This is a genomic window from Pseudomonas sp. DD1 (assembly GCF_044510355.1).
Lineage (GTDB): Bacteria > Pseudomonadota > Gammaproteobacteria > Pseudomonadales > Pseudomonadaceae > Aquipseudomonas > Aquipseudomonas shahriarae.
This window is the reverse complement of record NZ_MSAJ01000022.1, coordinates 400,965-420,561: the sequence shown is the minus strand read 5'-3', so window position 1 is coordinate 420,561 and position 19,597 is coordinate 400,965. Positions and strand designations below refer to the sequence as shown.

Annotated in this window: 21 protein-coding genes; 2 read left to right on the top strand and 19 right to left on the bottom strand. The window is 64.2% G+C overall.

From position 1 onward, the window contains the following. Positions 1-45 precede the first annotated feature (45 nt). The 19 genes from PSFL_RS15260 to aspA all read right to left on the bottom strand — a co-directional run bounded on the left by PSFL_RS15260 (position 46) and on the right by aspA (position 17,502). The gene (locus tag PSFL_RS15260; RefSeq protein WP_057440558.1) at positions 46-1,005 is read right to left on the bottom strand and encodes a PDR/VanB family oxidoreductase; all 960 of its coding nucleotides are present in this window, start codon (positions 1,003-1,005) and stop codon (positions 46-48) included. Beyond that, the gene (locus PSFL_RS15255; protein WP_057440557.1) at positions 998-1,405 is read right to left on the bottom strand and encodes a Rid family hydrolase; all 408 of its coding nucleotides are present in this window, start codon (positions 1,403-1,405) and stop codon (positions 998-1,000) included. The genes PSFL_RS15260 and PSFL_RS15255 overlap by 8 nt, the downstream gene beginning before the upstream one ends. Beyond that, the gene (locus PSFL_RS15250) at positions 1,402-2,436 is read right to left on the bottom strand and encodes an aromatic ring-hydroxylating dioxygenase subunit alpha (RefSeq protein WP_057440556.1); all 1,035 of its coding nucleotides are present in this window, start codon (positions 2,434-2,436) and stop codon (positions 1,402-1,404) included. The genes PSFL_RS15255 and PSFL_RS15250 overlap by 4 nt, the downstream gene beginning before the upstream one ends. Before the next feature lie 21 nt (positions 2,437-2,457). Continuing rightward, positions 2,458-2,685 carry a recombinase-like helix-turn-helix domain-containing protein gene (locus PSFL_RS15245; protein WP_034116488.1) on the bottom strand — a complete coding sequence of 76 codons (228 nt, stop codon included), beginning with the start codon at positions 2,683-2,685 and terminating at the stop codon, positions 2,458-2,460. A gap of 1 nt (position 2,686) precedes the next feature. After that, positions 2,687-3,004, bottom strand: coding sequence for a hypothetical protein (locus tag PSFL_RS15240; RefSeq protein ID WP_057440555.1), 318 nt, complete (start codon positions 3,002-3,004; stop codon positions 2,687-2,689). Positions 3,005-3,006: 2 nt separating this feature from the next. Further along, a complete protein-coding gene (locus tag PSFL_RS15235; RefSeq protein ID WP_115129305.1) occupies positions 3,007-4,149 on the bottom strand; it encodes an FAD-dependent monooxygenase in 1,143 nt (380 codons plus the stop codon). Between the two features lie 13 nt (positions 4,150-4,162). Then, positions 4,163-5,128 (bottom strand): VOC family protein, encoded by a 966-nt coding sequence (locus PSFL_RS15230; protein ID WP_057440553.1) that lies wholly within the window; start codon positions 5,126-5,128, stop codon positions 4,163-4,165. Then, a complete protein-coding gene (locus PSFL_RS15225) occupies positions 5,128-6,621 on the bottom strand; it encodes an aldehyde dehydrogenase (protein ID WP_397470212.1) in 1,494 nt (497 codons plus the stop codon). Before PSFL_RS15225 ends, PSFL_RS15230 begins: the two co-directional genes overlap by 1 nt. 10 nt (positions 6,622-6,631) lie before the next feature. Continuing rightward, positions 6,632-7,435: an aspartate dehydrogenase gene (locus PSFL_RS15220; protein WP_198848696.1), complete on the bottom strand. Its 804-nt coding sequence runs from the start codon at positions 7,433-7,435 to the stop codon at positions 6,632-6,634. 10 nt (positions 7,436-7,445) lie between these two features. Beyond that, positions 7,446-9,128, bottom strand: coding sequence for a thiamine pyrophosphate-binding protein (locus PSFL_RS15215; RefSeq protein ID WP_057440551.1), 1,683 nt, complete (start codon positions 9,126-9,128; stop codon positions 7,446-7,448). Next, complete coding sequence (locus tag PSFL_RS15210; protein WP_115129302.1) at positions 9,121-9,918, bottom strand: SDR family oxidoreductase; 798 nt, start codon at positions 9,916-9,918, stop codon at positions 9,121-9,123. Before PSFL_RS15210 ends, PSFL_RS15215 begins: the two co-directional genes overlap by 8 nt. Before the next feature lies 1 nt (position 9,919). After that, complete coding sequence (locus PSFL_RS15205) at positions 9,920-10,753, bottom strand: IclR family transcriptional regulator (RefSeq protein ID WP_057440549.1); 834 nt, start codon at positions 10,751-10,753, stop codon at positions 9,920-9,922. Next, positions 10,750-11,628: an alpha/beta fold hydrolase gene (locus PSFL_RS15200; protein ID WP_169960045.1), complete on the bottom strand. Its 879-nt coding sequence runs from the start codon at positions 11,626-11,628 to the stop codon at positions 10,750-10,752. The genes PSFL_RS15205 and PSFL_RS15200 overlap by 4 nt, the downstream gene beginning before the upstream one ends. Before the next feature lie 4 nt (positions 11,629-11,632). After that, positions 11,633-12,172, bottom strand: a complete 540-nt coding sequence (locus PSFL_RS15195; protein ID WP_029289969.1) for a cupin domain-containing protein — start codon at positions 12,170-12,172, stop codon at positions 11,633-11,635. 13 nt (positions 12,173-12,185) lie between these two features. Further along, positions 12,186-12,950, bottom strand: a complete 765-nt coding sequence (locus PSFL_RS15190) for an SDR family oxidoreductase (RefSeq protein ID WP_115129446.1) — start codon at positions 12,948-12,950, stop codon at positions 12,186-12,188. Then, positions 12,950-13,723, bottom strand: a complete 774-nt coding sequence (locus PSFL_RS15185) for an ABC transporter permease (protein ID WP_057440547.1) — start codon at positions 13,721-13,723, stop codon at positions 12,950-12,952. The genes PSFL_RS15190 and PSFL_RS15185 overlap by 1 nt, the downstream gene beginning before the upstream one ends. Before the next feature lie 28 nt (positions 13,724-13,751). Next, positions 13,752-14,744 carry an ABC transporter substrate-binding protein gene (locus PSFL_RS15180; protein ID WP_273867411.1) on the bottom strand — a complete coding sequence of 331 codons (993 nt, stop codon included), beginning with the start codon at positions 14,742-14,744 and terminating at the stop codon, positions 13,752-13,754. 39 nt (positions 14,745-14,783) lie between these two features. Beyond that, a complete protein-coding gene (locus tag PSFL_RS15175; RefSeq protein WP_057440627.1) occupies positions 14,784-15,620 on the bottom strand; it encodes an ABC transporter ATP-binding protein in 837 nt (278 codons plus the stop codon). Between the two features lie 457 nt (positions 15,621-16,077). Then, positions 16,078-17,502, bottom strand: a complete 1,425-nt coding sequence (gene aspA, locus PSFL_RS15170) for an aspartate ammonia-lyase (protein ID WP_038444539.1) — start codon at positions 17,500-17,502, stop codon at positions 16,078-16,080. 180 nt (positions 17,503-17,682) lie between these two features. Here aspA and PSFL_RS15165 point away from each other — a divergent pair, with 180 nt between their 5' ends. Beyond that, positions 17,683-18,591, top strand: coding sequence for a LysR substrate-binding domain-containing protein (locus PSFL_RS15165; RefSeq protein WP_057440625.1), 909 nt, complete (start codon positions 17,683-17,685; stop codon positions 18,589-18,591). A 513-nt stretch (positions 18,592-19,104) separates the two neighbouring features. Beyond that, complete coding sequence (purE, locus tag PSFL_RS15160; RefSeq protein ID WP_057440545.1) at positions 19,105-19,596, top strand: 5-(carboxyamino)imidazole ribonucleotide mutase; 492 nt, start codon at positions 19,105-19,107, stop codon at positions 19,594-19,596. The last annotated feature ends 1 nt before the right edge of the window (position 19,597 follow it).

Here is a 19,597-nt window from a genome sequence, read left to right as displayed (position 1 = left end):
ACAAGCCCCCTCGCCACAACAGCCCCACCACCGAGCCTATGCAGACTAAAGGTCCAGCACCAAGCGCCGGCTCTTGCAGCCCGAAACGCACACCATCATCGACGTGTTCGCCGCACGCTCGGCCTTGGTCAGTACCCCGTCGCGGTGGTCGATCTCGCCTTCCACCACCCGCGTTTCACAGGAGCCGCACACCCCCTCGCGGCAGCTGTGGTCAATGTCGCAACCGGCTTCAAGCAGCACATCCAGCAAACTCAAACCGGGCTCCACCGACAGCGTCTTGCCGGACTTTTTCAGCTCCACGCTATAGCGGCTCTGGGCATCTTCGCTGGGCGGCAGTTCGGCGGCGGTAAAGCGCTCGATATGGGCATGGGGATAACCCAGGCGCTCACAGGTGCCCTCGAACGCATCCAGCATCGGCGTCGGCCCGCAGCAGTAGAAGTGCGTATCTGCCGGCTGGCCAGCGAGGTAGGCGGCGAGGTCCGGCGGCACGCCTTTCTCGTCGTTGAAGTGGTACACCACCCGCGCATCCAGGCCGTTCAAGGCTTCCACCAATGCCGCTTCCTGGCGCGAGCGCGCGCAATAGATCAGCTCGGCGGATTTTCCCTGGGCCAGCAACTGGCGGAACATGCAGTAGATCGGGGTAATGCCGATGCCACCGGCCACCAGCACACTGTGGCTGGCGCTCAGGTCCAGCGCGAAGTTGTTGCGCGGCGCCGAGATCGACAGCGGCATGCCGACCCGCAGTTGGCTGTGCACATATTCCGAGCCGCCGCGGCTGTTGCGGTCACGCAGGATGCCCACGGTGTAGCGCCCCTGGTCGCTGGGGGAGTTGAGCAGCGAGTAGCTGCGCACCAGGCCGTTGGCCAGGTGCAGGTCGATGTGCGAGCCGGCCTCGAACGGCGGGAACACGGTATCGCCCAACGGCCGAAACTCCACGCTGATGATGCCTTCGGCTTCATAGCGCAGGGTATGCACGCGGGCATTGAGCAGGGAGGGCTTAGACATCATTCACCTCTGTGACGGTACGCAGGTCGACATCGAGCCGGGCACTGGCCTCGATCTCGACCCGTAGTTCAGGAAACACCAGCGCGCTGACGGCCACCAGGGTGGACGTGGGAAACACGGCCTGCCCGGCGAAAAAATCCCGTCGGGCGCGGCCCACTTGGTCTTTGTCGGCGATATCAGTGAGGTACACCGTCAGCCGGTAGATATTGCCCACGTGTCCGCCGGCCGCCGTCACCAGCGCCTGGATCTTGCCCAGCACCACCAGGGTCTGGGCGTAGCAATCCAGGGGGGCCTCGCGGCTGGCGGGGTGCGCGGTCATCCCCGACATCACCACTTCGCGGCCGATCAGCAGCGCATTCGACCAACTGGCCCCGGCGGGCGCCACCACGACCGCGTTCATGGCAGTTGCTTCGCGTCGATCAGTTCAAGCTGGGCCTTGGCCGCGTTTTTCAGGTAACGGCGCATGCGGACCACGCCCAGGTCGTGCTGGTAGAGGTTTTCGCGCTGGTTGGCGTCCGGCTCCATGAATTCCAGCAGCACCCGATCCTGCTCCAGCACGGCCCAGTGCCGCGCTTCCAGGCGGTTCTTGTAAAGGAAGCGCCAGGTGTCGCGCTGCCAGCCGGTCAGCGGTCGGCAGCGCCAGTGGAACACCGCCGAGAGCGCGCGGCTGCTCGGCGTGTAGCTGCCGATAATGGTGAAGTTGCCGCCCGGGCCGCCGGTTTTCGGGTAGGGGATTTCCAGGCGCAGCCAATGGCAGCCGTTGTCCATGAACTCGGTCCAGTCGAAGTTCACCCCGCGCTGGCCTTCCTTCTCGAAGAAGAACCCGTTGTCGGTGTCGCGGGTGACGAACTTGGCGGTGGCTTCGCCTTCACTCATCGAGTGCGACATCTTGTGCAGGTAGGTGCCGTGCATCGGGTCCATGACGTTGTCGATCACGTAGCGGTAGTCGCCTTTCCACTCGGTGTAGCAGACGAAGCTGCTCCACTCCGGCGAGGTCAGTTGCTCGGGCAGCACCAGTTCCGGCGGGGTCTCTAAATGCGCGTCGGTGGCATTGAACAAAAAGATCGCGCCTGCCGCTTCGCGGGTATGGAACATGCGGGTCGGGCGGCTGCCTTCGAGTTTGCAGCCGGGGCTGCCGGGCACCTTGGTCACGGTGCCGTCACAGCGCACTTCGACGCCGTGATACGGGCATTGCAGGCGATCACCCAGCACCGGGCCCTGGGACAGCGGCGCGCCGCGATGGGGGCAATGGTCTTCGAGGGCGTGTACGCGGCCATCGTTGTCGCGCCACAGAGCGATCTTGTAGCCGAGGCGGCGCACCGACACCGGCTTCTCCCCCAACAGGTCCGAAGGCAACACCGGGAACCAGAGGTCTTTGAGGCCATTGGCCAGATGGTTTTCAACAGGGTCGACGGTCAATTGCATAGTCATTGTTCTATTCCTTCTGCCGGGTCATTCGCCCAGCCGGGCCATCAGGGTTTGATAGGCATCTGCCGTCCACTCGCCGCTGGTCAGCGGGCAGGGCGGGCCGGCCAGGTTGAGGTGGGCGAGCAGCGCCGGCAGCTCGGTCACGCCGTTGCCGAAGGCGCGTTCGATGGAGTCGCCCAGCAGCTCTTCAAACTGGGTATTGGGCCGTTTGCGCGCCTGATGGGGCTCGAGGAAGCGTTCGGTAGTGCTCATGTCATTGACCTCCGTTGCGTACCCGTTCGCGGATGGTTTCGCGCACGGGGATAAAGTCGTATGTCGGGAAAACTTCAGTGCTGAACACGCCCCACGCCGAGCGCTCAAGCTCGACGTTAAGGGCTGGCAGCAGGCTCGGCGGCAAGCGCAGGGTGACGATCTGGCCCAGGCCCATGGCCACGGTCCAGCTCACCAACTCCACGCCCTGCGGTGGAAAACGCTCCCACCAATCCTGCTGCTTCATATGCCGCTGAATGTCTTCCAGGTTCTTCGATTGGTCGTGCTTGAGCAGCACGGTCACCAGCAAGCTGTCGCTCATGTTCAGGCCGCGCTTTGGGTGGGGATGGTCCAGGCGTCGTAGCCATAGACCCAATCGGCGTTGCCGCCGTCCTTGAGCCACTGGTTGCCCCGCGAGCCGATCTGGATCTGGCTGGTGCGTTCCAGGCGCGCCTGCTGATAGCCCTGCAAGGCCGTGGCGACCTGGGACGGGCTGTCGAGGTCTTGCAGGTAACGGGCGAGCACCACCGCATCCTCGATGGCCTGGCCGGCACCCTGGGCCATGAACGGCATCATCGGGTGGCAGGCGTCGCCCAGCAGGGTGATCGGGCCCTTGGACCAGAACGGCAGCGGGTCGCGCTCATACAGCGCGGTCTTGAGCACATCGCTGCACGCATCCAGCAGGGCGCGGGCGTCGGGGTGGAACGCCTGATAGTGGCTGCGCAGCTCGTCGGCATCGCCAGCGCTGGTCCACGATTCTTCGTGCCAGCTGTCCTGGGCGGTGGTGGCGAAGATAAAAATATCTTTGCCCTGGTTGAGCGGGAACGTAACGATCTGGCTCTGCGGGTTGGGGCCCCACCACTTGGTAAAGGCCTGGATATTCGGCACATGGGCCACCAACTCGGCCGGCACCACCGCGCGGTACGCCACCACCCCGGTAAAGCGCGGGTGCTCTTCGCCAAACAGCGCGTTGCGCACCACCGAGTGGATGCCGTCGGCGCCGATCAGCACATCGCAGCGGTGCTGGCTGCCGTCCTTGAAGTGCAGGCAGATGCCGTCGTCAGTGTGCTCAACCCGCTCGGCGCGTTTGGCGAACTTCACCTGCTCCAGCGGGAACACTTCGGCCAGGGCCGCCAGCAGGTCGGCGCGGTGGATGGTCAGTTGCGGGGCGCCGTACTTCTGCTCGGCGGCGTCGGACATTTCCAGGCGTGAAGTCTCTTCGCCGCTGTCCCACATCCGGCTGATGCGATGGGTCGGCCGGGCGGCCGGGATGCGCACGGCGGCGCCAATCCCCAGGCCATCCAGCGCACGTACCGCGTTGGGGGTGAGGTTGATGTCGGCGCCGACCCGCAAAAAGGCCTTGGACTGTTCAAACACGGTGACCTGGTGACCGGCGCGGTGCAGGGCGATGGCGGCGGTCAGGCCGCCGATACCGGCACCGGCGATAGCAATATTCAGGGAAGGCATGGGCGACTCCTGCTCAGGATTTGGGTTTGTCGGTGAGGAACTTGCCTTGCGGCGCCTCGACGTGTTGTTGGCGCCGGGTATTGCCGTCGATACCGCCGGCAATCGCCCATTCGGCGAACACCGTGGGCCCCGGCTCAAAGGTGCGTGGCTGCCATTCGCCGGTCAGTTGGTCTTCGTCGGCGTAGTACTCCACCAGCGCGCCGGCCGGGTTCTTGAAGTACCAGAAAAACGCCGAAGACACCGGGTGACGCCCAGGGCCGATCTCGGTCGGCCAGCCGCTGCGGGACACGTGCATGCCACCGCCAAACACCTCGTGCACATCGCGCACGGTAAAGGCCACATGGTTCAGTCCCGCCCGTGGCGCCGGCAGTTGCAGCATGAACAGGTCGTGGTGGCCACCTTCCTCGGCGGTGCGCAAAAAGGCCCCGCGATCCGGATAGCGGTCCGAGGCCTGGAAGCCGAAACGCTCGTGGTAGAAGGCTTCGCAGGCGTTCACGTCCTTGACGAAAAACACCACGTGACCGACTTCAATCGGCGTGGCGCGCTCGTAGATCGGCGCCGCCTTGTTGATCCGGCCCTTGGTCTGCCAGGTGTTGTGGCCGCTGCACTCAATCTCCAGCTCGCGCTTACGCGTGACTTGCAGGCGGATCGCTAGGCCGTTGGGGTCGGTGCAGCCGATGCGCCCGTTGCCCTCGATAAACCCCGGGTCGTTGGCGATGCGTTCGGCGTACAGCGCAAGGTCCGTCGCGTCGGCCACGCCCCACACCACTTCGCGCACGGTGGAGCCGGCCTCGATGGCGGGCGGCAGGCCGGGTTTGTTCAGGTCGGCGAGCACTACGCGGCAGCCATTGAGGGTCTCGAAGATCACCTCATCGGGTTGCGTGCTGACCTGGGTCAGGCCCCAGTCGCTGAAAAAACGCACGCAGGTGTCGAGGTCCTCGACGCCATAGGTGACTTCATCAATACCTAAAACGCTCATCACGCTACCTCGTGTGGCACACCGGCCCAGGCCAGTGGCTGTTGGTTCATGCCCCAGTAGAGGCTCTTCTGTTCCATGTATTGCAGGATCCCCAGGCGGCCTTTTTCGCGGCCCAGGCCGCTGTCGCGCCAACCGCCGAACGGTGTGGAAATCGAGAACTGTTTGTAGGTGTTGATCCACACGGTGCCGGCCTGCAAGCGCCGGCCCAGGGCCCAGGCGCGCTTGTAGTCGCGGGTCCAGATGCCTGCCGCGAGGGCGTACAGGCTGTCGTTGGCCTGCTCCAGCAATTGCTCTTCGTCGTCGAAGGGCATGGCCACCAGCACCGGGCCGAAGATTTCTTCCTGGCATACCTGTTGTTGGTTGTGCAGGCCCTCAAGGATGGTCGGCGGGTAGAAGTAGCCCTGGTCATACAGGCCACCGCTGGGGCGCTGCCCGCCCAGGCGCAGGCGCCCGCCTTCGGCCAGGCCAAGGGCGACGTAACGTTCCACCGATTCACGATGGCCGGCACTGATCAGCGGGCCCATCTGCGTGTTTTCGTCGGCCGGGTCGCCCATGCGCAGGTTCGCGGCGGCGGCTACCAGGCGTTGCATAAAGGGCTCGTACAGGGCGCGCGCGACAAACAGCCGCGAGCCGGCAATACAGGCCTCGCCCGAGGAGCTGAAAATGCCGTAGAGCACGCCCGCCACCGCGTGGTCGAGGTCGGCGTCATCAAGGACGATGGTCGGCGACTTGCCGCCCAGCTCCAAAGACACCGGCATCATCTTGTCGGCGGCGATATGGGCGATGTGCTTGCCAGTGCGGGTGCCGCCGGTGAACGACACGCGCTTGACCAGCGGGTGGCGGGTCAGGGCGTCGCCCAGCAGCGAGCCCTTGCCGGGCAGCACGCTGATCAGGCCCTTGGGCAGGCCGGCCTCTTCGCACAGACTGGCCAGGCGCAGGGCCAGCAGCGGGGTGATTTCCGCCGGTTTGATCACCACCGCATTGCCCGCCGCCAGGGCTGGCGCGACCTTCTGCGCCTCGCTGGCAATCGGTGAGTTCCACGGGGTGATCGCGGCGACCACGCCCATCGGCTCATACACGCTCATGCTGACGAAATCACCGCGCGACGGGGTGATGGTTTCTTCCAGGGTTTCGCAGGCGGCGGCGAAGAACTGGAAAGTGCCGGCCGCACTGGCCACCAGCGCACGGGTTTCATTGATCGGCTTGCCGTTGTCCTGGCGTTGCAGCTGCGCCAGTTCCTCACTGTGCAGGCGGATCAGCTCGGCGATGCGGTACAGCACACCGGCCCGCTCATGGGGTTTGCGGTGGGCCCAGCCGCTGTGCAGGAAGGCCTGGTGCGCGCCCTGGATGGCGTCTTCCACATCCTGCAAATCGGCAGCGTTAAGCCAGGCCACGGCCTCGCCAGTGGCCGGGTAGCGGCTGGCGTAGCGCTCGCCACGGCCCAGGCGCCAGTGGCCGGCGATGCAGATCGGTAAAGTCTGTTCGAGGGTCATCGACGGGCTCCTAAATTGAGATGGCATGGGCGTGGTTGCCCAAGGCACGGACCACGCTGTACACGGTCAGCGCCGAGGTCTTGGGGTTGGCCAAAAGCGGCTTGCCGCGCAGGCTCAACTCGAAACGGCCAAAGGCGCCACGGGCTTCGAAGTGGTGGACGTTTTCGTCGCTGTGGGGGTCGGCGATCAGCGTGACGTGGGTGCGATCCAGGCCCAGCCCGGCCAGGGACAGGGTGGCCGCAACGTTGGCGTTTTTCGGGTACAGCCGCGCGGCCTCACGGGCACTGCCCTGGAAGATCACCGTGGCTTCGCGGATGCTGTCCAGGTCGCAAGCCTGCTCGCCGGGAGTGTTCTTCCAGGCGCGGGCTGGCTTGCGCCCGGTGTAGTTGACCGAGTCCAGGCCGCCGACCTTGGCCGCCGACAACGCATCAATACCGCCAATTGCCCCGGGCAGCAGCTCGATGCGGGTCTTGCCGCGCTCGGCGGCGGCCTCCAGGCGTTCCACCAGGCCCACTTCGGACAAGGCGCCGACCGACACAATCAGGCAGGCAATCCCACGCTCCAGGGCCGGCAGCACATGCTCTTCGATGGCGCGGTGGCCGGCGCACTCCACCAGCAAATCCGGGCACGTATCGGCCGGCAAGGCGGTCAGCACCTGCGGCGGTTGTTTGAAACTGGCCAGGCGCTGGCGCACCAGGGCTTCGGAGCCCTCGGAAGCGATGACGTAATCCACGCACAACTGCGGATCGTTCTCCAGCAGCTCCAGCACGCCGACGCCAATGGCGCCGCAGCCGATCATGGTGATATGCAACATGCGACGATCCTCAGGCGGTGGCCTTCTGGGCTTTGGTTTCGCTGTTGGGCGGGCCGGCGAACTGGGTGGCGAAGTTGCCCACGCTGAGCATGTCCACTTCCAGCAGGAACGGGCCGGGCTGGCTCAAGGCGCTGTCGACCACCTTGCCGAAATCCTTGAGGTCAGTGACCAGGCCATGGCGCAGGCCCATGGATTCGGCGAGCTTGGTGTAGTCCGGGGTGTGCAGGTCGACATAGCAATGCCGGCTGCCGTAGACCGCGTCCTGGATATTGCGGATCACCCCGTAGCGCTGGTCGTTCATCAGCAGAATCACCAGGTTGGCGCGCTCCTGGACCAGGGTCGCCAGCTCACCCAGGTTGAGGATGAAACCGCCATCGCCCGCCAGGGCAAACACCTTGCGCTCGGGCGCGGTTTCAGCGGCTGCCACCGCGGCACCGATGCCCATCGCCAGGCCCTGGCCAATACCGCCGCCCAAGGCGTGAACCCCGGCGCGCGGGTGGTACAGGTTGAGCAGGCGGTTGCCCCAGATGCTGTTGGACAGGGTCACATCGCGCACCCAGGAGAAGTTGCGCCCGGTGCTGGCCTGCAATTGCTCGACCATCGCCGAGTACGGGCCCAGGTCCGCGACCAGTTGGCTGCGCGACTGTTCACGCACGGCCTTGAGTTCGGCGAGGAACTGCGGGTCGGTGTGCAGGCGGCCTTCCAGGCGGTCAGCCAACCCTTCCAGGGCCAGGGCCGCGTCGCCACAGATAAACAGTTCGCTGGCATAGCTGCGGCCTTCGATGGCCGGGTTGGCGTCGATGCGCAGCGTGTTCTGCGGCAGCTTGAGCGCGTACTTGAAGGTCTCATTGCTGCGCAGGCGCGACCCGGCGATCAGCAGTGCATCGCAGGTTTGCAGGAACTGCTCGACCCGCTTGTTCTGCGAAAAGGCCCCCAGGCAACGTTCGTCGTCTTCGTTAACCACGCCGCGACCCTGGGTCGAGGTGATCACCCCCACGCCCATCGCCAGCAGGCGCTTGACCTGCGCCCCGGCATGCCGTGCGCCGCCACCGAGCCAGAGCATCGGGCGTTTGGCACTGGCCAGGCGCGCGGCCACCAGGTCGAGGGCTTCCGGTGCCGGCACAGCGACCGGGATCGGCAGTGGCGACAGGTCGGTGGGCATTGGGATAAAGGCCGACTGGATGTCGATCGGGATCTCGACGCTGACCGGGCCGGTGGGCGCGGTGAGGGCGGTCTGCACCGCGAGCTTCAGGGTGCTGATGGCGGTCTCGACGCTGCGCACGCGGAAGGCGGCCTTGGACACGGCCTTGAGCATGTTCAACTGGTCGCGGGCTTCGTGGATATACGCCAGTTCCTGGTCCAGGTACGGCGTCTCGATCTGCCCGGTGATGTGCAGCACCGGGGTGCCGGCAGTCTGCGCTTCAACCATGGCCCCAGCCGCATTGCCGGCGGCAGTGCCGGTGGAGGTCAGGCACACACCCAGGCCACCGGTGGTGCGGGCATAGGCGTCGGCCATGTTGGCGGCGCCGGCTTCACCCCGGGCCATGACAAAGCGGATATTGCCGCGCACGGCGAAGGCATCGAGGATCGGCATGTTGTGGATCGAGATCACGCCAAACGCGGCCTTGACGTCGCATTGTTCGAGAAAGGCGGTGATGGCAGCGCCCACGGTGACAGTGTTTTCATTACGCATGGCGGGACAGGCCTCCAGAGACATCGATATGGCTGCCTGTGGTGTAAGCCGACAGAGGCGAGGCCAGAAACAGGATCGCGCGGGCCGCTTCAATCGGCAGGCCCAGGCGCCCCAGGGGAATATGTTTTTGTTGGGCCAGGCGGGCGGTCCATTGCGCCCAGTCGAGGTCGCGTTCTTCACGCGCCTCGAAGCGGCGGCGCCATTGCCCGGACTCCACCAGGCCAATCAGGATGCCGTTGACGCGGATGCCTTGCGGGGCGAACTCGGTGGCCATCGAGCGCACCAGGTTCTTGATCCCGGCGCGGGCGGCGGAGGTGGCGACCATGTGCGGTTCCGGCTGGCTGGCCAGCAGCGAGTTGACGCAGACAATCGCGGCGTCGGCCTGGCTTTGCAGCTGCGGCGTGAAGGCGCGGACCGGGTTGATCACCGAAAAAAACTTCAGGTGCAGCTCTTCGGTCCAGGCGCTGTCGGTGGTGTCGGCAAAGGTCGAGACCCGGCCTTGCCCGGCGTTGTTGATCAGCACGCTGGCGGCGCCCAGCGCGGCCTGGCTGGCGCTGGCAAAGGCGTTGACCGATTCGCCATCGAGCACATCGCACACCTGGGCCAGCAGTTGGCCTTGCGGGAAACGTTGGCGCAGGTCGCTTTCGGCACGGCGCAGGCGTTCCGCATCGCGGCCGCAAAACGCAACGGCCGCACCGGCTTCCAGCAGCAGTTCGACGCATGCCAGGCCTATGCCCGAGGAGCCTCCGGTGACGATTGCGGTGCGGCCCTGCAATGAATAAAGGCTCATCTCAATCTCTCATCAAGGCAGTGACGCGGGGCTGCCCGCTGTGGGCGCCGCCGTTGTAGTTGAGCAGGCGCGACAGCTCGTCGGCGCTGCGCCGCACTTGGTTCAGCAGCTCTTCAAAATTCACATGACCGATCTGCGTGGTCGGGATGGTCACGCCGAGGGCGGCCACGATGTCGCCGCTCTGGTCGCGCACGGGCGCGGCCACTGTGGAAATCGCCGATTCAAAGAACCCTTCGCCGCTGACAAAGCCGCGCTGGCGGTCGGCCTGGAGCATGTCGAACAGCTCCATCACGGTTTTCGGGGTGCAGTGGGAGTGCTGTTCCAGGTGCTCCTCGGGGTACAGCTCGCGCAGTTCGGCCAGTGACAGGTCTTCGAGGAGGATGCGCCCCAGCACCGTGGCATGGGCCGGCAGGCGGGTGCCGACGTTGACCGCGTTGGAGAACACCGAAGGCGGCGACACCTTGGCCACGTACACGATGGAACGCCCGTCGCGCACCACCAGGTTGCTCGGGTAGTTAACCCGGTCGCACAAACGGGCCAGCAGTGGCTGGCCGAGTTCGGTCAGCTCCAGCGACGCCAGGTACTCGAAGCCCAGGCGCAGCACCGACATGCCCAGGCGGTATTCGTTGCCGCTGCGGGTGACGAAGCCCATGGTTTCCAGGGTGGTCAGCAAGCGGAAAATCGTCGAGCGCGGCAGCGCCAGGCGCCGCGCCAGTTCCGGCGCGGTCAGGGTACGGTTGCGCCGGCTGAACTCGCAGAGCAGCAACAAGCCGCGCTCCAGGCCCGGCACGATGTATTTGTCCTGAGCATCCTTCAGCAGATCTGAGTCGTTCATAGGGTTCTACCTGTCAGGGATTGTTTGAGGGCGTAGGCCAGGCGACCGGCAACCACCAGCGGTTGTTCGATGGGGCTGGCATGGCCTGCGTCGGCGATCAGGTTGAAGCTGGCACCCAGGGCCTTGGCCACGCCCAGGCAGGTGTCGGGTGGGGTGATGCTGTCGGCTTCGCCGCAATGCACCTCGCAGGGCATTGCAGGTTGGCCGTGGCGCAGCAAGTCGTCGCCGCACAGCAGTTCGATGGCCTGGCGATAGCCCAGCGGGTTCAGGCGGGCCATGTTCCAGTGCACCCAGGCCAACGCTTGGGGCTGGGCACTGGGCGAGAGCATGTGGGCGCTGCGCTGCTCGGCCAGCCCGGCGATGCCCAGGCGTTGCAGGTTGTCCAGGCGTTGCTGGCGCACTTGCTGGCGCTGCGCGTTGCGCTCGGGCGCGCCATAGCCACGAGCGGGGCTGATCAGTACCAGGCGGCTCACGCGTCTGGCCTGGGCACTGCGGGCCAAGGCCAGGGCGGTCAGTGCGCCCAGGGAATGGCCGACCAGTACGCACTCGTCCACCTCCAGCGCATCGAGCATCTGCACCAGGCGCGCGGCGTATTGCTCGGCCTTGGGTACTTGCGACTCCAGGGGGCTGGAGTCGCCATAGCCGGGCGCGTCCCAGGCGATGACCCGCGCCTGGGCCGCCAGATGTTGTGCCACCTGCAGCCAGGACGCCGCGCCCGAGCCGATGCCGTGCAGCAACACCACTGCCGGTCCCGTGCCGCATACCCGCAGGGCCTGCTGACCACCTGCTGACGCGACCCGTTGCTGGGGGAAATCGCGCTGCAGTTGGGCTTGCAGGTCGGCCGTCGGCGCGGCGTGCGTGAGTCCTGGCAACATGGGCTTACCCGCGCTTGATCGAGGCCAGAGGGTGCTCTGGCGGATAGGTCGGGGTGATCGGTTTTTTCGCGCCGAGCATCACGCACATCAGCGCGTCTTCATCGCCGATGTTGATTTCTTCGCGGTATACGCCGGGCGGCACGGAAATCACGTCGCGGTCGGTGAGGATGGTCTCGAAGCGCTCGCCGTCCTTTTCCAGCACCACCTTGAGTTTGCCGCGCAGCACGAAGAACACTTCTTCGACGTCAATGTGCAGGTGCGGCGGGCCTTCATGGCCGGCCGGGATGACCATGGTGGAAAAGGTGAAGTGCTCCGACGGGATGGTGTTCATGTCGGTGCTGATGCCAGTGCCGCCGGTGCCGATGTAGCGCATTTGCGCGCGGCGGAACTTGGGGTCGTAGTCAGCCTGGAACTTCAGGGCATCCCAGTCGTACTTGCGCGTCTCGTAACGGGCGATGCGCGTGCTCATCCAGCTTTCCAGGCTGGCGCCGGCAGGGCGGTCCCAGCTTTTCGGGGTGTCGTTTTGGGCAGATAGATCAGTCATGACAGTCTCCAGATCAAGGCATGACGAACCCGCCGTTGACCGGCAGGGTTTGTCCAGTGATAAAGCGGGCAAGGTCGGACAGCGCGAACAGCACGGCGCCGCTGACGTCTTCGGGCAATTGCGGGCGTTGCAGGGCCCGTTGGTCGTTGTACAAACGGTGGCGCGCCTCGGGCACGTAGGCGGTGGCTTCCACCAGCACCAGGCCGGGGGCGATGGCGTTGACGGTGATGTTGTCGCTGCCCAGCTCCCGCGCCAGGCTGCGGGTCATGGCGATGATCGCGCCCTTGCTGGCGACATAGGCCAACAGGTTCGGCGCGCCCCACAGTGGGGTGTCCGAGGCCAGGTTGACGATGGCGCCCTGGCCGCTGGCGCGCAGGGCCGGCAGGCAGGCGGTGGTCATCAGCCAGGTGCCGCGCACGTTGACCTGCATCACCTGGTCCCAGGTGTCGATGCTCAATGCTTCGCAGCCCTTGCCGCCGGAGTTGGTGATCGAGGCGTTGTTCACCAAGCCATCGAGGCCGCCCAGCAGGCTGATCGTCGCGTCGACACAGGCCTGGATCGACGCGGGTTGGGCCAGGTCGACGGTGACGGCCTGCACATCCAGGCCCAGCGCCCGCAATTCACAGGCGGCCTGCTGCACACGTTCGTGCAGCACATCGGCAATCACCACTCGGGCACCGGCCTGGCCGATGGCCTGGGCAAAGGCATAGCCCAGGCCACGGGCGCCACCGGTGACCAGCACGCGACGGCCTGCAAGCAAAAGGTCATGGCGGCTCATCATTGGGTGCTCAACATGGCTTTGGGCATGTAGTGCAGGACGCGTTTTTCCGCCCACACCACTGCGCCGTAGGCGATCACCCCAATCAGGGTCAGCGCGACAATGGCGACGAACACCCCGGCGGTATTGCCCTGGCCCTCGGCGTCCACCAGCAAAAAGCCCAGGCCCTGGTTGCCGCCGACCAGTTCACCGACGGTGACGCCGATCACGGCCAGGGTCGAGGCAATGCGCAGGCCGGAAAACAGTGCGGCCATGGCCGAGGGGAACTCCACCAGGCGGAAGATCTGCCAGCGGTTGGCGTTCATGGTGCGCACCAGGTTGATCATGTCCGGGTCGACGGTGCGGATCGCCGAGAGCACGTTGATCATCACCGGGAAAAACACGATCAGGATCGCGATCAGAATCTTCGGGTAGATGGTGTAGCCCAGCCACATCACGAACAGCGGCGCGAAGGCGACTTTCGGCGCGATCTGCAAGGCCAGGATGTACGGCGACAACATGGCCTCGGCAGCCGGCGACAGGCCCAGCGAGACACCGATCACCACCCCCAGCAGGGCGCCGAGGGCGAAGCCGACAACGATCTCCAGCGCGGTGATCAGGGTGTGTTGCAGCAGGCCGCCGGTCTGCCACATCACCAGGCCTTCCTGGGCCACGCGGCTGAGTTTGGGCATGACGAACTCGGGCATGCCGAGCAGGCCGGGGCCCCATTGCCAGAGGACCAGGAACAGGATCAGCAGCGCGACGCTACCGAGCACGGAGTTATTGTTTTTCATCGTGTACGTACCTCAATGTCCCGGTGGTTCACTGTGCGGCGACCGGGCTGTCGACGAATTGGTTGGTGAAGAGGTCTTCAAGCGGAGTCGCCTGGGTGACGATGCCTTCGCTGACATAGAACTGCAGGACCTTGTCCAGGTGCTGCGGATCGATGTGCCCAAGCACGGCCTGCTTGGCGTAGACGTGTTCGACGTAGAGCTTGAAGATCTTCTCCAGCGAGTCCTCCTTGCCGGCATACGCCGGTACCGCCTTGGCGAAGGTCACGGCAGCGGCGCGCGGGTCCTGGATGATGTCGCGCATGCCTTGCAGGGTGCCCTGGACCACGCCACGCACGAGCTTGGGCTGGTTCTTGATGGCGTCGTCGGAGGCGAGAATCGCCTGGGCCATGCTTTCGAAGATCTGGTCCTGGGGGATCAACTTGATCTGCACCCCGGCTTCCTCGGCATTGATCACCCAGTCCGGCACCCCGGCCATGGCCTGGGCCTTGTTGGCGGAGAACAACTGCCAGACGCCGGCGGGGCCGGCGGCCTGGATGTTCACGTCGTTCTTGCCCAGCCCGGCTTTGCGCAGCGAAGCGAGCAGGGCGTAGTAGGTGGTGTCGGAGTACGACATCACCGTCATGGTCTTGCCCTTGAGGTCGCTGACGCGGTTGATGTTGTCCTTGGCGTTGGTGGCGATCATCGTCACGCCGCCGTCGCCCAGCACCGCCACGGCGCGTACCGGGATGCCATTGGCCCGCACCACGATAGGCGTGTCACCGATGGCCCCGCCGATCAACGCGTTACCGGCGCCGATCTGCTTGGCCACATCCACGCCACCTTTGGCGGCGATGAACGTCAAGTCCAGGTCCTGGGCCGTGTAGTAGCCCTTTTCCTTGGCGATGATCCACGGTGCGAACGCGGGCGAGTTGGGCGGCGCCGGCAGCAGGTAGGTGACCTTGGTCGGCTGCGCCTGGGCGGCACAGGCCACACCGAGGCCCAGGCTGAGGGCGCAAAGACGTTGAAACAGAGACTTGAGCATGGGGACTCCGGAATCGGTTGGGGGCCGCAAGGGCGGTGATCAGTGCAGTTCGGTGTCGGCGCCGACCTGGAGCAACTCCATCAGGCGGCCTACCAGCGGGCCGATTTCCGGCAGCTTGCGGCGCTCCAGGGGGTTGTCGCGAAACGGCAGGTCGATGCTGATTTCTTCGATGATCGTGCCGGGGCGGGCGCTCATGACCAGCAAGCGGTCGGACATGGCGATGCCTTCGATCAGGTCGTGGGTGATGAACAGCGCGGTTTTCTTCTCGTCGAAGAGCATCCGTGCCATGTCCTGTTGCAGGATCATCTTGGTCTGGGCATCGAGGGCCGAGAACGGCTCGTCGAGGAACAGCACCTGCGGGTCGATGGCCAGGGTGCGGGCCAGGGCGGCGCGCTGGCGCATGCCACCGGAGAGCTGGAACGGGTAGTGATCGGCGTAGCCATTGAGGTGGCAGCGGTCGAGCAGGTCCAGGGCCACCTTCTGCCGGGTGGCGGCAGGCACGCCCTGGATTTCCAGGCCCAGTTCGACGTTGCGGCGGATGCTGCGCCAGGGCATCAGCAGGTCCTTCTGCAGCATGAACGCAACCTGCGGCACCGGCCCGGTGACCGGCTCGCCACCGACGAACACTTCACCTTCGCTGGGGCGGTACAGACCCGAGCCCATGTTCAGGATGGTGCTCTTGCCGCAACCGGAAGGGCCGATGATCGACACCACTTCACCCCGGCGAATCTTGAAGTTCACCTCGCGAATGGCGAAGGGGGCGTCCGCTTTACCCTTGGCCGGGAAACATTTACCGACATTGCGAAATTCAATTTCAGTCGGCTCCAGCTCTTCCCTGAGAGCTTGGTTATTCCATTGGGGCGTCACGGCGTACATCTCTTTCACAGCCATCAGGAAGGTACTCTGGTCTGTTTTATAGGTGATACGCCGTTTAGTGCATGAACAATGCCAGGGGTTTATTTCCTATAGGTTTTTAGTAAATGTCCTTTTATATGAGTGACTTGGGTTTAAGTGATTGAAAACCTGACGTTTCATATATGAAACGTTGGTTCTTATATGGCACGAATTTGCACACTGTTCGGGCATGTAATGGGAAGTTGCGAGAGATCGGTGCTTTTTCAGGTAACGCGGGGAAGTTAATAAACGGCTTATTTGTTTTATATATAAAACGCAGTTGCGCGCTTCTATATAGGTGCGAGTGGGAGCGAGCCAACTCGCTCAGGGGGCAGGCGTTAAAAAAGCAAAAAAAAGGGCCTGAAGATCGAAATCTTCAAGCCCTCAAAAGGGTGAGAGGTGTCTAGTCCCTCAACCTGGTGAGCGGTGCTACATGCGTTCAGGCCTTCAAAGGCACCAGACGCGGGGCAATCATGTTTTCCGGGCGCAGGATGTCGTCGAGCATGGCATCGTCGAGCAAGCCTTCTTCGCGCACCAGTTCCAGCACGCCACGGCCGCTTTCAAGGGCGATACGGGCGATGCGGGTGGCGTTTTCATAGCCGATGTACGGGTTCAGCGCGGTGACCAGGCCGATGGAGTGCTCCACCAGTTCGCGGCAGCGTGCTTCGTTGGCGGTGATGCCGACGATGCAGTGTTCGCGCAGCATGTCCATGGCGCGTTGCAGCAGGCGGATCGAGTCGAAGATCTTGAAAGCGATCAGCGGCTCCATCACGTTCAGTTGCAGTTGGCCGCCTTCGGCCGCCATGGTCAGGGCCAGGTCGTTACCGATGACCTGGAAGGCCACCTGGTTCACGGCTTCCGGGATGACCGGGTTGACCTTGCCGGGCATGATCGAGCTGCCTGGCTGACGCGCTGGCAGGTTGATTTCGTTGATCCCGGTACGTGGGCCGCTGGACAGCAGGCGCAGGTCGTTGCAGATCTTCGACAGCTTCACCGCGGTACGCTTGAGCATGCCGGAGAACAGCACGAACGCGCCCATGTCGGAGGTGGCTTCGATCAGGTCGGCCGCCGGTACCAGCGGCTGGCCGCTGATGGTGGCCAGGCGTTGCACGGCCAGGGCCTGGTAACGCGGGTCGGCGTTGATGCCGGTACCGATGGCGGTGCCGCCCAGGTTGACTTCGGTCAGCAGCTCCGGAGCCAGGGTCTTGAGGCGTGCCAGGTCTTCACCCAGGGTCGTGGCGAAGGCGCGGAACTCCTGGCCGAGGGTCATCGGCACGGCGTCTTGCAGTTGGGTGCGGCCCATTTTCAGGACGTGGCCGAACTCGACACCTTTGGCGGCGAACGCCTGGATCAGGCTGTCGAGGCTGGCCAGCAGCGCGTCATGGCCCAACAGCAGACCCAGGCGGATCGCGGTCGGATAGGCGTCGTTGGTCGACTGCGCCATGTTCACGTCGTTGTTGGGGTGCAGGTATTGGTATTCGCCCTTGTTGTGGCCCATGGCCTCCAACGCGATGTTGGCGATGACTTCGTTGGCATTCATGTTGGTTGAAGTGCCAGCGCCGCCTTGAATCATGTCCACCACGAACTCTTCGTGGAAGTCGCCGCGGATCAGGCGGGCACAGGCTTCGCTGATGGCAGCGTGCTTGGCTTCGCTGAGCTGGCCCAACTCGCGGTTGGCATCAGCGGCGGCTTGCTTGACCATTGCCAGACCGACCACCAATTTCGGGTAATGCGAAATCGGAACGCCGGAGAGACGGAAGTTGTTCACCGCTCGCAGGGTCTGGATGCCGTAGTACGCTTGGGCAGGTACTTCGAGTACGCCAAGCAGGTCTTTTTCTGTACGGAATGATGCAGCAGAGGACATGACGGAAATCATCTCGATATGGACCCGGGCTAGGCCGGAACGCTGTGAATGCTAGGCTTGTGGAAATTTTTGGGCCAATGCTATTAAGCGCTGGCCTATGCACAAACGGCATAATGTTGATGTGACCCGGTTATCATGGCGGGCGTGTGTGCCAAAATGGTGCATGCCCTGGAGAATCAGATGAACCTTGAAAGCAAATGGCTGGAAGACTTTAGCGCCCTGGCGGCCACGCGCAGCTTCTCCCAGGCGGCGGAGCGGCGCTTTGTCACCCAGCCGGCCTTCAGTCGACGCATCCGCAGCCTTGAGGCGGCCCTGGGGCTGACCCTGGTCAACCGCTCGCGCACGCCCGTCGAGCTGACGGCAGCGGGGCAGTTGTTTTTGGTCACGGCGCGCACGGTGGTCGAGCAACTGGGCGAGGTGCTGCGGCATTTGCATCACCTTGAAGGCGGCCAGGGCGAAGTCATGCAAGTGGCGGCAGCGCACTCCCTGGCGCTGGGTTTTTTCCCACGCTGGATCGCGCAATTGCGCAACGAAGGGCTGAACATCGCCACGCGCCTGGTCGCCACCAACGTCGGCGATGCGGTGCATGCCCTGCGCGAAGGCGGCTGCGACCTGATGCTGGCGTTCTACGATCCGGACGCAGCCATGCAAATGGATCCGGAGATTTTCCCGTCACTGCACTTGGGCAACACTGAAATGCTCCCGGTGTGCGCCGCCGATGCCGATGGCAAGCCGTTGTTCGACCTGGAAGGCGAGGGCAGTGTGCCGCTGCTGGCCTACAGCGCCGGGGCGTTCCTCGGCCGTTCGGTGAACCTGCTGTTGCGCCAGCGCGCGCTGCGCTTTACCACGGTGTATGAAACCGCCATGGCTGACAGCCTGAAAAGCATGGCCCTGGAAGGGTTGGGGATTGCCTGGGTGCCACAGTTGAGCGTGCGCGCCGAACTGGCCCGGGGCGAGCTGGTGGTGTGTGGCGGGCCGCAGTGGCATGTGCCGCTGGAGATTCGCCTGTATCGCTGTGCGTTGGTGCGCAAGGCGAACGTGCGATTGCTGTGGCGCAAGCTGGAAGGTGGGGCGGCGCAGAATAGCTGAGCCCAGCACAGAACAAATGTGGGCGCTGGCTTGCCTGCGATGGCGGCAGGTCAGCCAATAGATTTATCGACTGATACACCGTCATCGCGGGCAAGCCCGCTCCCACAGGGGAAGGCAGCTTCGCGCTCTTCGAAAGTGACCCGCCGTAAGGGCGGAACCCTAAGTGGCCATTACTGCAGCAACGGATTTGCACACAAACTCAATAAGCACTAGATAGAGAGTTGTGTAGATACCTATGCTGCGATAGCGGTGTATCAGCCGACATTGCAGGCAAGCCAGCTCCCAGAGTATTTCGGGGTGTTTTCGCTGACTCTAAAGTCAATAAAACCGCAGGTTTGAAGCGTAAGACAGATGGTCGGCACAGGGGCTGTTTATCTGCATTATTACGGTATACTGCGCGGCCTTCGGCCGGTCCAACCGGCCTTAATTCGTACAACAAGCCACGCCGGATTTCCCGCGTGGCTTGTTGTTTTTTGACGCGCCTGCGGGCGCCCAGAGAGAAGAGGCACGACGATGAGTGCATTGGTTGGCGTGATCATGGGCTCCAAGTCCGATTGGTCCACCCTTAGCCACACCGCCGATATGCTGGAAAAACTCGGCATTCCGTTTGAAGTGAAGGTGGTTTCCGCCCACCGCACGCCGGACTTGCTGTTCCAGTATGCCGATGAAGCAGAATCCCGTGGCATCGAGGTGATTATCGCCGGTGCCGGTGGCGCAGCCCACCTGCCGGGCATGTGTGCGGCCAAGACCCACTTGCCGGTGCTCGGCGTGCCGGTGCAGTCGTCGATGCTCTCGGGCGTGGATTCGCTGCTGTCCATCGTGCAGATGCCCGCCGGGATTCCGGTGGCCACCCTGGCGATTGGCAAGGCCGGCGCGATCAACGCGGCATTGCTGTCGGCCAGTATCCTGGGCGCCAAGCATCCACAGTTCCACGCGGCCCTGAAGAAATTCCGCGCCGAACAGACTGACAGCGTCCTGGACAATCCAGACCCACGCATCGCCTGAG

Coding starts and splice junctions, on each gene's coding strand:
- PSFL_RS15180 (WP_273867411.1), bottom strand. CDS start 14,744: ATGCTCAAGTCTCTGTTTCAACGTCTTTGCGCCCTCAGCCTGGGCCTC.
- PSFL_RS15255 (WP_057440557.1), bottom strand. CDS start 1,405: ATGAACGCGGTCGTGGTGGCGCCCGCCGGGGCCAGTTGGTCGAATGCG.
- PSFL_RS15245 (WP_034116488.1), bottom strand. CDS start 2,685: ATGAGCACTACCGAACGCTTCCTCGAGCCCCATCAGGCGCGCAAACGG.
- PSFL_RS15190 (WP_115129446.1), bottom strand. CDS start 12,950: ATGAGCCGCCATGACCTTTTGCTTGCAGGCCGTCGCGTGCTGGTCACC.
- PSFL_RS15250 (WP_057440556.1), bottom strand. CDS start 2,436: ATGACTATGCAATTGACCGTCGACCCTGTTGAAAACCATCTGGCCAAT.
- PSFL_RS15215 (WP_057440551.1), bottom strand. CDS start 9,128: ATGCGTAATGAAAACACTGTCACCGTGGGCGCTGCCATCACCGCCTTT.
- PSFL_RS15230 (WP_057440553.1), bottom strand. CDS start 5,128: ATGAGCGTTTTAGGTATTGATGAAGTCACCTATGGCGTCGAGGACCTC.
- PSFL_RS15205 (WP_057440549.1), bottom strand. CDS start 10,753: ATGAACGACTCAGATCTGCTGAAGGATGCTCAGGACAAATACATCGTG.
- PSFL_RS15235 (WP_115129305.1), bottom strand. CDS start 4,149: ATGCCTTCCCTGAATATTGCTATCGCCGGTGCCGGTATCGGCGGCCTG.
- purE (WP_057440545.1), top strand. CDS start 19,105: ATGAGTGCATTGGTTGGCGTGATCATGGGCTCCAAGTCCGATTGGTCC.
- PSFL_RS15225 (WP_397470212.1), bottom strand. CDS start 6,621: ATGACCCTCGAACAGACTTTACCGATCTGCATCGCCGGCCACTGGCGC.
- PSFL_RS15195 (WP_029289969.1), bottom strand. CDS start 12,172: ATGACTGATCTATCTGCCCAAAACGACACCCCGAAAAGCTGGGACCGC.
- PSFL_RS15260 (WP_057440558.1), bottom strand. CDS start 1,005: ATGTCTAAGCCCTCCCTGCTCAATGCCCGCGTGCATACCCTGCGCTAT.
- PSFL_RS15240 (WP_057440555.1), bottom strand. CDS start 3,004: ATGAGCGACAGCTTGCTGGTGACCGTGCTGCTCAAGCACGACCAATCG.
- PSFL_RS15165 (WP_057440625.1), top strand. CDS start 17,683: ATGAACCTTGAAAGCAAATGGCTGGAAGACTTTAGCGCCCTGGCGGCC.
- PSFL_RS15185 (WP_057440547.1), bottom strand. CDS start 13,723: ATGAAAAACAATAACTCCGTGCTCGGTAGCGTCGCGCTGCTGATCCTG.
- aspA (WP_038444539.1), bottom strand. CDS start 17,502: ATGTCCTCTGCTGCATCATTCCGTACAGAAAAAGACCTGCTTGGCGTA.
- PSFL_RS15175 (WP_057440627.1), bottom strand. CDS start 15,620: ATGTACGCCGTGACGCCCCAATGGAATAACCAAGCTCTCAGGGAAGAG.
- PSFL_RS15210 (WP_115129302.1), bottom strand. CDS start 9,918: ATGAGCCTTTATTCATTGCAGGGCCGCACCGCAATCGTCACCGGAGGC.
- PSFL_RS15220 (WP_198848696.1), bottom strand. CDS start 7,435: ATGTTGCATATCACCATGATCGGCTGCGGCGCCATTGGCGTCGGCGTG.
- PSFL_RS15200 (WP_169960045.1), bottom strand. CDS start 11,628: ATGTTGCCAGGACTCACGCACGCCGCGCCGACGGCCGACCTGCAAGCC.